The 11,923-nt window shown below is 46.3% G+C and carries 10 protein-coding genes; 1 reads left to right on the top strand and 9 read right to left on the bottom strand.

Annotated elements, in window-relative coordinates; genetic code table 11:
- Positions 1-112: 112 nt before the first annotated feature.
- The 3 genes from C1T21_RS27420 to C1T21_RS18795 all read right to left on the bottom strand — a co-directional run bounded on the left by C1T21_RS27420 (position 113) and on the right by C1T21_RS18795 (position 3,153).
- Complete coding sequence (locus tag C1T21_RS27420; RefSeq protein ID WP_180984621.1) at positions 113-274, bottom strand: hypothetical protein; 162 nt, start codon at positions 272-274, stop codon at positions 113-115.
- Positions 275-392: 118 nt separating this feature from the next.
- Positions 393-839 (bottom strand): D-aminoacyl-tRNA deacylase, encoded by a 447-nt coding sequence (gene dtd / locus C1T21_RS18800; RefSeq protein ID WP_023989923.1) that lies wholly within the window; start codon positions 837-839, stop codon positions 393-395.
- A 136-nt stretch (positions 840-975) separates the two neighbouring features.
- Positions 976-3,153, bottom strand: a complete 2,178-nt coding sequence (locus C1T21_RS18795) for a RelA/SpoT family protein (RefSeq protein ID WP_025720225.1) — start codon at positions 3,151-3,153, stop codon at positions 976-978.
- Positions 3,154-3,421: 268 nt separating this feature from the next.
- Here C1T21_RS18795 and uraA point away from each other — a divergent pair, with 268 nt between their 5' ends.
- Positions 3,422-4,732, top strand: coding sequence for a uracil permease (gene uraA, locus C1T21_RS18790; RefSeq protein WP_061829372.1), 1,311 nt, complete (start codon positions 3,422-3,424; stop codon positions 4,730-4,732).
- A 457-nt stretch (positions 4,733-5,189) separates the two neighbouring features.
- Here uraA and C1T21_RS18785 read toward each other — a convergent pair whose 3' ends face one another.
- From C1T21_RS18785 to C1T21_RS18760, 6 genes are all read right to left on the bottom strand, one after another.
- A complete protein-coding gene (locus tag C1T21_RS18785; RefSeq protein ID WP_023989926.1) occupies positions 5,190-5,702 on the bottom strand; it encodes an adenine phosphoribosyltransferase in 513 nt (170 codons plus the stop codon).
- Between the two features lie 69 nt (positions 5,703-5,771).
- Positions 5,772-8,168 carry a single-stranded-DNA-specific exonuclease RecJ gene (recJ, locus tag C1T21_RS18780; protein WP_103049308.1) on the bottom strand — a complete coding sequence of 799 codons (2,397 nt, stop codon included), beginning with the start codon at positions 8,166-8,168 and terminating at the stop codon, positions 5,772-5,774.
- Positions 8,169-8,201: 33 nt separating this feature from the next.
- The gene (locus C1T21_RS18775) at positions 8,202-9,158 is read right to left on the bottom strand and encodes a cation diffusion facilitator family transporter (RefSeq protein ID WP_013311567.1); all 957 of its coding nucleotides are present in this window, start codon (positions 9,156-9,158) and stop codon (positions 8,202-8,204) included.
- A 201-nt stretch (positions 9,159-9,359) separates the two neighbouring features.
- Positions 9,360-10,277 carry a protein translocase subunit SecF gene (gene secF, locus C1T21_RS18770; protein WP_013311568.1) on the bottom strand — a complete coding sequence of 306 codons (918 nt, stop codon included), beginning with the start codon at positions 10,275-10,277 and terminating at the stop codon, positions 9,360-9,362.
- The gene (gene secD / locus C1T21_RS18765; RefSeq protein WP_103049307.1) at positions 10,267-11,523 is read right to left on the bottom strand and encodes a protein translocase subunit SecD; all 1,257 of its coding nucleotides are present in this window, start codon (positions 11,521-11,523) and stop codon (positions 10,267-10,269) included. Before secD ends, secF begins: the two co-directional genes overlap by 11 nt.
- Positions 11,524-11,613: 90 nt before the next feature.
- Entirely contained in the window at positions 11,614-11,871 is a 258-nt protein-coding gene (locus C1T21_RS18760; RefSeq protein ID WP_013311570.1) for a post-transcriptional regulator, read from the bottom strand.
- Positions 11,872-11,923 lie beyond the last annotated feature (52 nt).

Here is an 11,923-nt window from a genome sequence, read left to right as displayed (position 1 = left end):
AAGAAAAAGGAGCCTTTCGGCTCCTGCACTAATTCAATGCTACATATTTTATTTTTGACCTCTTTGTGCTACTTTCGGGTAGCACCTCATTAACGCTACATTTAACCCGATGTTACCTGCGTGGCAAAGCCCCGCGTCCCGGCTTGTCGATGGCTGTTGCAACATGCTGTAATAACGTATCAGCATTACGAGTAAGGCTGATTGCCTCCTGCATGCTACCGGGAAAAAGCAGCACAGTGCTTCGAGGCCCGTCCATTTTTGGGGTTTGACGCATAGTTTCGTCTCTCCTGTCACCCTTAGGCTATCCGCCTGGCTAATCACCAATCGGGATGACATTATGGTCCCTCTGAACAGCTATTTTATTCTACACAGATCACGCCATGAACGCATAGTTACGAACGTTCGGTATCCAAAATCAGTGTCACTGGGCCCCAGTTCGTCAATGAGACATCCATCATAGCCCCAAAAATTCCCGTTTCTACCTCCAGACCCTTGGCTCGAAGCTGACTGTTGAAGAAATCATACAGCTTCTCTGCTTCCTCAGGTTTGGCCGCCCCCATAAAGTTGGGCCTTCTTCCTTTACGGCAGTCACCATACAACGTAAATTGAGAGACAGACAAAATGGCTCCACCGACATCCAGAACGCTGTCATTCATTTTACCTTCAGCATCCTCAAATATACGCAATCCCGCTGTTTTATCCGCCAAATAAACGGCATCAGCTGCTGTATCTCCCTGACCAATACCAACCAGCAGCATTAATCCGGTTCCAATCTTGCCGACCACCTTTTGATTCACCGTTACCTGAGCGTCTTTACAGCGCTGAATAATGATCTTCATCGCCTATCCGATATCTCCTTTAAACTTCCCTTTTAAAAGGTGATCACAGCCGTATTACAGTTCTTATAGCAACCATGGGTCTTTCTACCCACGATGTGTTACAAAGGCTATAAACCTATCTGTACGCTTAATAAGGTTATTGCATAATCCGATGCACAGTGTATACATCCTTCACCCGTTTAATCCGTTCGACAACAGAATGCAAATGATCCGTGTTGCGAATGAGAATCGTGATGTGAATCATCGCCATTTTATTTTTATCTGTACGACCTGTAACGGCCGAGAAGCTGGTTTTGTTCTCAGAAATGGCCTGAAGCACTTCATTCAGCAAACCGTTGCGGTCATGCCCGGTAATCTCAATATCGACACTGTAATTGACTTCCGCTGCTTCTTCCCACTCTACTTCAATCACACGCGCCTGGTCTTCGCCCGTACCCGAAGGAATATTCGGGCAATCCGTCCGGTGAACGGATACGCCGCGTCCACGTGTTACATAGCCAATGATGTCATCTCCCGGTACGGGATTACAACATCGTGCAAAACGAACGAGTAAATTATCGACGCCTCTGACGCTGACACCGTTGGTCGGTGTTTTTTTCCGTTCGCCCTGCGGCTTGTACTCCTTGACCTCGGTCGTCAATTCGATCAACCGTGCCTCTTCTTGTTCCTTACGCAGCTTCTCTGTCAAACGTGTACAGACCTGCGCTGCGGTTATACCACCAAAGCCAATCGCAGACAGCATATCTTCGGAATCGTTAAAAGAGAACTTCTGTGCCACTTCCTGAAGCTTGTCGTCGCTCATCCACACCGATGGCTCGATATCACGTTTTCTCAGTTCACGTTCCAGATTTTCGCGGCCTTTTTCAACATTCTCCTCACGCTTTTCTTTCTTGAACCATTGTTTGATTTTACTGCGCGCGTGAGAGGACTGAGCAATTTTGAGCCAATCCTGACTAGGTCCGTAAGAATGCTTGGACGTCATAATTTCGACAATATCACCGGTTTTAAGCCGATAATCCAAAGGTACGATTCTTCCATTTACCTTAGAGCCAATCGTTCGATTGCCAACTTCGGTATGAATACGGAAAGCAAAGTCCAGCGGAACGGATCCGGCTGGCAACTCAATGACCTCTCCCTTAGGAGTAAACACAAACACAAGGTCTGAGAAAAAGTCCATTTTGAGCGATTCCACAAATTCCGACGCATCCTTCGCTTCATTTTGCAGCTCCAGAATTTCTCGAAAAAAGGTGATTTTATCCTCAAAATTAGTGTTGTTTGCTCCGTTGCCTTCTTTATAGGCCCAATGGGCCGCAATCCCGAATTCAGCGGTACGGTGCATATCCACTGTGCGAATTTGCACCTCGGTAGGCTCCCCGTTGGGACCTACTACTGTCGTATGAAGGGATTGATACATATTGGCCTTAGGCATAGCGATATAATCCTTAAACCGCCCCGGCATTGGCTTCCACAACGTATGGATAATCCCCAGTGTGGCGTAACAGTCTTTAATGTTATCCACAATAATTCGAATCGCCAGCAAATCATATATTTCATTGAATTGCTTGTTCTTCGTCGTCATTTTTTTAAACACACTGTAAATATGTTTAGGGCGTCCGGACAGGTCAGCCTGAATACCCATCTCTTCCAGCTTTTCTCTGATACGCTGTATGACATTATCAATAAATTGCTCCCGCTCTGCCCGCTTTTTATGCATCAAATTGGCGATGCGATAATACTGCTGAGGGTTCAGATAGCGTAAAGCAATATCTTCCATTTCCCATTTAATGGCTGAAATACCCAATCGGTTTGCAACCGGACAGAAAATCTCTAGCGTTTCATAAGCGATCCGACGCTGGCTTTCCTCTGACTGATATTTCAAAGTACGCATGTTGTGCAGACGATCTGCTAACTTAATGACAATGACACGAATGTCCTGCGCCATAGCAATAAACATTTTTCGATAATTTTCGTTCTGTTGTTCTTCCTTGGAACGGAACTGGATACGCTCCAGCTTCGTCAGACCATCGACAAGCATCGCGCATGTATCGCCAAAATGCTCGCGAATCTGCGCCAAAGACACCGTCGTATCCTCCACAACGTCATGTAAAAGAGCGGCGATAATGGAGATGGTATCCATCTGCATATTAACGACGATATCAGCAACCGCAAGCGGATGCAGAATATAAGGTTCACCGGACTTACGAGTCTGGCCGGAATGGGCCTGCTCGGCAAAATCATAGGCGTCCCTGATGCGGATAAGATCTGCTTCTCTGGTATAGGCCCCGGCCTTTTTAAGTAATTGCTCTATCCCCATTCTGCTCTATTCCGTGTCCTTTCTATGCAAAATGGAACCCGCCGATCAATGTCGCGCAAAGGTTCCCTTTTAAAAGTGATTTCCTACAATTATGACGGTTAGCACGTCACACGTCAACTATTACAGGTTTGGCATTGTCGCATTATTCTGTCACACATGGTAAGTAAAATCAGGATTGTTGACGAAATGAAACGAATTATATTGAAAAAATTACGAAAAGTAATTAATGTATATAAGAATAATTGAAAGAACTAAGGAGTGAACTGCGTTGCAACGCGAAATACAAGTTAATGAAAAGCTACCTGCAGGACCTGGATTCCTGCTCAGCGTACAGCATTTGTTTGCCATGTTTGGCAGCACTGTGCTGGTGCCGAATATTTTCGGCGTCGATCCCGGCATGATTTTGCTAATGAACGGTATTGGCACATTGTTGTACATATGGATCTGCCGCGGTAAAATTCCCGCCTATCTCGGCTCCAGCTTCGCTTTTATCGCTCCCGTCAGTCTTGTGCTTAAAAACAATCCCGGCGGCAACGGCTATGCTATGGCCCTCGGTGCTTTCATCGTTACAGGTATTATTTTCTGCCTCGTCGCACTGGTAATCAAATATGCCGGAACTCGTTGGCTGGACGTCGTTTTCCCTCCAGCTGTTATGGGCTCCATCGTAGCCTTAATCGGTCTGGAACTGGTTCCGGTTGCAGCAGGCATGGCAGGCATTATCAATGCCGATCCTACTAAAGCCTGGACTCCAGATCCCAAAACGATTACTCTTTCGCTCGTTACACTCGGGGTCACGGTTCTGGGTGCGGTATTGTTTCGCGGGTTTGCCAAAATCATTCATATTCTGATTGGTATCGTAGTGGGCTATGTACTTGCTTATTTTATGGGCATGGTCAATACACAAGCCATTGCAGACGCTCCTTTTTTCGGACATCCTGCAATTACCACTCCAGTTTTTAATACCTCTGCTATGCTGACGATTCTTCCTGTTGCTCTGGTCGTCATCGTAGAGCATATTGGTCACTTGCTTGTGACTAGCAACATCGTCGGACGTGAGCTGTCTAAAGATCCTGGTCTCCATCGCTCTCTGCTAGGTAACGGTATTTCCACCGTCATTTCCGGTTTTGTTGGTTCTACACCTAATACGACTTATGGTGAAAATATTGGTGTCATGGCATTAACTAAAGTGTACTCTGTATGGGTCATTGGCGGAGCGGCTGTCATTGCCATCCTATTGTCCTTCTCAGGCACGTTCTCAGCGATTGTTTCTAATATTCCAGCTCCAGTTATGGGTGGCGTATCCTTACTATTATTCGGTGTCATCGCTGCCTCCGGTCTAAGAATCTTCGTTGAGCAAAAGGTTGATTTCGCCAAGCCAACCAACATGCTGCTTGCGACCATCGTGCTTGTTGTCGGAATCAGCGGTACTACGCTCACTTGGGGCGCTGTAACCTTGAAAGGTATGGCATTGGCTACAATCATCGGCATCATCCTCAGCTTGTTCTTCAAGCTGATTGACGTGCTCGGCTGGTCCAACGATAAATCGCAGGAACCTTTAACCGAGAAAACACCAGATTGATATCTGTTTTTTAACTTTACCGCCGCTCCATGAGGTCACGGATTAATACGCTTGAGCTGTTAAGATAAGCGTGTAAGGATCCGTCTCCCATGGTGTCGGCGTTTTTTATGCACAGCCTTTTTTAAAAAAATAGATACTCCTTCATCCTTCTCCAGAGCACCCATCCACGTTAGTTGCAATATCCGCTTTAACCCTCGATAAGCAACGAGTAGCATTTTTGACTTATTTCCGTATCTAGCTTCTGATTAGTAAAAATAAAAAACTGAAATGAATCCAATATGACCACCTTTGCTCCTTTTTTATTGTTCATAGACATTTCCGAAATTTTTTTATACCTATTTCCAACAAAGAAACAAAATAGTCCGATGGAGCAACTCTTTAGAAAAGAGATGTTCCATCGGACTATTTAGGCGATCCGCACATAATTATTTCCCGGGAAACCCGGGTTTTGAAATACTTAATACGTAATCAGGGTGAATACATCTACATCAGGCAGTTTCGCCCGACCGTTTAGATCAGACAGCTCGATAAGAAAAGCAGCCCCTGCCACATTGCCACCAAGCTGGCGTACCAAGTTCACGGATGTAGCAATGGTTCCACCTGTAGCAAGCAGGTCATCAGCAATCAGAACATTTTGTCCCGGCTCAATAGCATCCTTATGCATCGCCAGCGTATCTTTACCATACTCCAAACCGTATGCCTCCTCAATGGTTTCCCCAGGGAGCTTGCCACTTTTACGGATGGGAATAAAACCAACACCAAGCGCATAAGCCAAAGGAGCACCAACAACGAACCCACGTGCTTCTGGCCCTGCAATCAAATCAATTTTCAAATCCGATACCAGTTCCTTCATATCGTTGATAGCCTTGCGGTACAGTTCACCATTTTTCATCAGGGTCGTAATGTCCTTAAAACTAATCCCTGGTTGTGGAAAATCGGAAATCACCCGAATATATTCTTTGTAGTCCAACTTAGTTCCTCCTACTGTAAACTTCAAATTAGTATATACATTTTACAACATAAATAGCGAAATAGTATCTCAAGACGCACCCTTCATAAGCGACATAATCCAGCTCGTCATCTGGGTAGTGTCCGCATCCAGCAAATACTTCTCCATCTCAGCCATATTATACAATTCCTGATAGCGTGGAGAAGCTGTTAAATCCCGCTTAGGCGGATTAGATACAAATTGGAATTGACCATCTGTACGCGTCATAAACTCAAGCTCTTCGAAGATGTCCAATACTTTGGATAACATGCGTACTGAACAGGAACACTGTCGGCTAAGAGCAGGCAGCATTGCTTTTTCATCAATAGGCTGTGTCCCCATTCGGGAAAGCACAACGTAAATACGCTTGAACAGCTCTCTGTCGGGGCTTACGAGTCGACCGCCACGCTCACTGACCGAATGAAGGAGAAATACATTCTCTACATTCTCAAAGGTAGACCATAAAGCCTGAAACTGATCCGGTGTATCCGGCGGCTCAAGTACGAACAGCGACTTCACAGAGTGCTGTGCATCTCTTTGACCATCACTGGGAATAACGTTGCCGTCTTTATCGTATAACCATAAGGATTCAGCGTCCATGGAGCCCGATGAACGAAGCCTAGATGAAGGATGGATCAATACCGCAACGTCTTTCTTTCTTTCCTCTATGCGTGGATGAAAGATCTTCAGTCCCCGCTCTAATTCGGCAAAAGGGTCCGACACTCCACGATAATCAAAAATTTGCGGCGCTTGCACTCGAATGTCCTGCATCATGAGCTGGAGAGACCTTTTACCGTTCCATTCGTTAATTGACAATTCACCCAGGAGATCTATCTCCGTTTGTTGCTGTAAAAAATCAGCCAAATCGCCACGACGGAAGGCAATCGCGTCCAGCGATAAACCGTTCTGCTCCAGCAGGAGCTTCACATGGTTTTTCTCACGTCCCATTTTACGAGCCTCGCGCAATTGCAGACCCTGTAATACGAATCGTGGAGAAGGATTCCCCATACCAAAAGGCTGAAGCAACTCCAGTTCTTCAACCACTTGTAAAGATACCTCGTCCAGACGACAGACCATATCGGCCTCAGCTACAGGAATGAGATCTTCTGGTGTCAGAATGGAACCCGCATAGCGGTTCAGCTGCTCTTCAAACAATTTCAGATTGTCACGGGACAGCGTCATACCCGCAGCCGAAGGGTGACCACCAAAATGCTCCATAAGCTCATGGCTGTCCGTAAGAGCACTGTAAATATCCAATGCAGGAATAGACCGGGCAGAACCTTTGCACGTGCCTGTCTCAGCATCTATACCAAGAATAATGGTCGGTCGATAATAGCGATCCAATAGCTTGGATGCCACAATTCCGACAACGCCGACATTCCAGCCTTCACCAGCCAACACAATAACTGACGGTAGCTTGCCTCCATTAAGTTTGGATGCCAATTGTTGCTCGGCTTGCTCCACAATACGTTCGACCACCTGTTGACGCTCACGATTGAGCAGGTCCAGCGCATGCGCAAGTTGGTCTGCTTCTTCCTCTTTTTCTGTCGTCAGCAGAGAAACTGCTCGTCCCGCATGATCCAGGCGCCCGCTGGCATTAATCCGCGGAGCCAATGCAAATGCGATGTTGACTGAAGTCACTGTAGATATATCCACGCCCGCTACATGGAGCAACGCACGGATACCCGGAAATGCAGAGTTTCTCATGGATTGAATCCCTCTGCGTACCATCGTCCGATTTTCACCATGTAGTGGCATCAGATCGGCTACCGTGCCGATAGCGGCGATTTCAAACCATTCCTCCGGCACCTCACCCAACAGCGCCTGAGCGAGCTTCAGGGCAACACCAACACCTGCAAGACCTTTAAATGGATACGGGCAACCGGGTAGCTTCGGATTAATCAAAGTATATGCCTCGGGAAGTACAGCAGGCGGCTCATGATGATCCGTCACAATAACATCTATCCCCAAGGAAGTTGCATAAGTAATTTGCTCTACTGCACTAATTCCCGTATCTACCGTAATGACCAGTGTAACTCCCTGCTGATGAGCCCAATCAAGGGCATGGTTATGCAGACCATATCCCTCATTAGAACGATGGGGAATATAAATATCATAAGAAGCCTTCAGAAAACGCATGAGCTGAATCATCAATGATGTACTGGATACGCCGTCCGCATCATAATCGCCATAGATTAATATATGCTCGCCACGTTCCAGAGCCTGGCGAATTCTCGGCACGGCCTCTTTCATACCAAGAAGCAGAAAAGGGTCGTGTACATCGTCCACACTTCCGTACAAAAAGCGGTTTGCTTCCCCGGCGGTAGTGACGCCCCGGTTCACTAAAAGCCGGGACAACAATGGTGAAATCCCCAGTTCTTCTGTCAACAGCTGAGCCGCTTCCAGGTTAGCCTCTGGGGTCTTCCATCTGTACTGCGAATGAAGCAATCCTATTCACCTTTCTTTCATAGTCGTTCTGCCCTATTGAAGCAACGACGACACATCATTATCTGGCAGTTCATGATTGGATTTGTAAGGATACCCAGCTTGATAAGAAATGAACTGCATTTGTACATGGGTCACCTGTGGAAAACGGGCTAACAGTAAATTTTTGGCTCGATCGGCGATTTCCTGCGCTTCCTGTACCGTAATCCGCGGGTTCACACTTATCGTTACATCCACTGTTATGAAATGGCCTGTTTCCTGGGCATGTAAGTGTTCAACCGTTACAATACCATACACCCGTTGAATCGTCTCCATAAAGCGTCGGGAGTCTTCCTCCTGCAAGGGCTGTGCAGGAACCTGGTAAGCGGTATTCATTACCATCAAATATCCTTTGCGCAGCACCAGACAGGCTACCAGCAAAGCTGCGGTTGGATCAAGATATAATAATGCAGGCCATTCCATTGCTTCGCCAGTCATTGCACCGATCATGCCGATCAATGCAATCAACGATGCATACAGCGAGTAACGTTCATGGTTAGCGTACCGATCTGCTTCCGCTTTATGACCATGTTTAATCGAGTAGCGATATTGAAACTGAAATAGCGCTTCTCTCAACACCAACGCAATAAATACGGTAATTAATGCATACAGACCGGGAGCCTGCGGGTCCGAACTGCTTAATGAACGAACCGCCGAGATAGCTAACTGAAGACCGCTCATCAGCACTAAAATAGCCAGCACCACAGATATGACTGTCCGAACTTTTTCACCGTTCCGCAACCGTGCCAGCATTCCGTGCCCTGTAGCACCCTTGGAAAACAGAAGCTCCTGCAAACGGGAAGCACTATCCGCAGCCGTGTGCAGTGCATCCCCCAACAACGCCTTGCTGTTTGCCGCATAACCGACGGTTCCCTTTAGAACAGCCAGCGCGAGATTACCTACAATTCCGCTCAACGCCGCAGTTTCCAATGATCGGCTGCGTTCGCTATTCACAACGTCTCCCCCTCAATCCTGAACTAACCCTTTCCCAATAAAGCTTCATTCTAAAATAACCGAATTTCTTAAAACCAAAAACCATTCACATTTAAGTGTCCACTATTGTGCCTTACTCAAGGTAAATCTCAAAACCTTAGAAAACCGCGCCCAAGCAGACGCGGCTTTCTCTTTAATTTATACTACTGGTATTTGCGTAACTTAAGACTTTGCAGTTTTGACCGCGCCTCCGCCAGCTGTCGGAGATTTTTGTTTTCCTTTCAAAGCCACCCACAGCGGACTGGCAATGAAAATGGAGGAATAAGCACCAAATAACAAACCAATGACCATCGCAAGTGAGAACATACGGATCGATTCGCCGCCAAATATGAACAAACATAAGGAGGCAATAAACACCGTAAACACGGTTGCAAGTGAACGAGTCATTGTCTGCGCAATACTGTGATCAACTACCTGCTCTAAGTCGTCCCTAGACTTCTTCTTCGCAAATCGTAGATTTTCCCGAATACGGTCAAAAATAACGACGGTGTCATTAATGGAGAAACCAACAATCGTCAGAATTGCCGTAATAAAGGTCAAATCCACCTCAAGACGGAAAATCGAGAAAATACTGATAACGAGGAAGGCATCATGCAACAACGAAACGATTGCTGCAATGGCAAACCGCCATTCAAACCGGATCGAAATATAGACTGCGATGGCTACACATGCTAGCAATATCGCCCATATTGCATTCCTCTCCAGTTCTTGCGCCATTTCCGTATCCACTGTATTGACCTCAAAGGAAGCCTTCGGATCCAGCTGTTTGTTAAAAGAAATCTTAAAGTCATTCACTTGCTGATCCGTCAAAACCTGTGAGAAGCGAATGCCGAAACGCTCTTTCCCCGGTGTATAATCCACCTCTTTGCCGATCCCCTGCTTATCCAGCAAAGTTTGAATCTGTTCCTGTGTAACAACTTTAGTCAAATTGACATCCACATTGGAACCGGAACGAAAGTCTACCCCGTAATTCAAGCCAAATATCGACAAACTCAGAATACCAAGCAGTGTGATAATAATCGAGAACGTGTAAAACCACTTGCTCATCTTGATATATTTCAAGTTCCAATTAAAGCGCACTGATATCACTCTCCTTCACACCAAAATACTTTGGCTTCTTCACAGCATCCGCTTTAACCAGCAGATTCAGCAAGAAGCGGGAGAAGAAGATATTCGTCAAAATACTGGTGACAATATCAACGATGAGCACCAGAGCGAATCCTCGAACGGAGCCTGTTCCCAGACCAAACATAACCGCTGCTGCTATAATTGTCGTAACATTGGCATCCATAACGGTACGGAACGAGGCCTTACTACCTGCAATGACAGAAGAACGAATCGTTTTGCCTGACTTGATTTCTTCTTTAATCCGTTCATACGTAATGATATTGGCATCGACCGCCATCCCGATCCCGAGCACAAAGGCGGCGATACCTGGGAGTGTGAGTACGAATCCACCCAAGTAGAAAATCGCAAGCACTACCCAGGTATGAACAATGAGACAGAAACTGGCCACTAATCCCGGTACACGGAACATTGCAATCATAAATACCAGAATAATGATCGAGCCGATCAATCCAGCACGAATCGTCTGATCCAGTGACAATTGACCCAGCGTAGCACCTACACTCTGAGAATATTTTTCCGTCAGTTTGAGTGGAAGTGCACCCAGATTAATCGTATCCGCCAGTTTATTCGCTTCATCACGAGTGTAGCTACCTGTGATTGACGCGCTACCGTCCGTTAATTCCCCACGTACTGTAGGTGCAGACAGCAATTCCTGATCCAGGAAAATAGCTAATTCTTTATTCAGAAGTCGCTTTGTGATTTCTGCAAATTTAGCTTTGTCCTTCACTTTGATACTAATCTCAGGTTGATTCAGCTGGTCATAGCCTACAACAGCGCCATTCTCCACAAAATCATTACCGCGGAGCTCAATTTTGCTGTATTGGCCTGGCTTTTTAGCATCTGCTGCCGTTGCACTGCGGAATGTTAATTCTGCAGGTTTTTTCAGCATGGAGCGGACTTCTGCCTCATTAGTGACACCAGCAAGCCGCACGCGAATACGGTTGCTCCCCTCCGTTGTTACTTCCGGCTCAGTTGTACCAAGCGCGTTTATCCGTCTCTCCAGACTTTGAGCTGTTTGTATAAGAGACTGTCTGGTTACACTCTGCCCGGCTTCCAAAGGCTGGGCTTCATATAAAATTTCAAAGCCTCCCTTTAAATCGAGGCCTAATTTTAAACTGTTCAGCAGGCCCGGGCTTGTCCCGACCATAACACCAGTAGTTATGAGCACGACCACGATGAAACTTAAAATTCTTTTCATTCCGTCCCATGTTCCCCTTTCATTCTCAATATTCCTATTATAGCTACCCCTCAAAAAGCAGTCAATTTGAACGCAAAAAAAGACCCCCTTCTATTCGAAAGTGGAGCCCCGTAATGCGGACATAGTCAAATAGTTCATAAAGCTCGTCGCTTTAAGGGAAAGTATATCGTTAACGAGCTTGTGCAGCGGAGGGATACCCTCCTTTTCATATTTATGGCTGACGCAATTCCACACGTCCTTACTTGTGACATGCTCATAGCCTACGAGAATCAACTCGTCCGCCTTACTTTGACAGAGCATCTCAATTGCGTCATCCCAATCCTGCTCATCCAGCTCTTCCATACCCACGATGGCCGTTCCTCCTCCCAGCGACTACCGGTTCCGCAGATCAGCAATTAGC

Origin of the sequence: Paenibacillus sp. F4, from assembly GCF_002894905.1 — a bacterium.
In the GTDB taxonomy this organism is placed as follows: domain Bacteria; phylum Bacillota; class Bacilli; order Paenibacillales; family Paenibacillaceae; genus Paenibacillus; species Paenibacillus polymyxa_B.
Note: the sequence above shows the minus strand (reverse complement) of the source record. Positions and strands in the feature narration are given on the sequence as shown.

Coding starts and splice junctions, on each gene's coding strand:
- C1T21_RS27420 (WP_180984621.1), bottom strand. CDS start 274: ATGCGTCAAACCCCAAAAATGGACGGGCCTCGAAGCACTGTGCTGCTT.
- dtd (WP_023989923.1), bottom strand. CDS start 839: ATGAAGATCATTATTCAGCGCTGTAAAGACGCTCAGGTAACGGTGAAT.
- C1T21_RS18795 (WP_025720225.1), bottom strand. CDS start 3,153: ATGGGGATAGAGCAATTACTTAAAAAGGCCGGGGCCTATACCAGAGAA.
- secD (WP_103049307.1), bottom strand. CDS start 11,523: ATGAAAAGAATTTTAAGTTTCATCGTGGTCGTGCTCATAACTACTGGT.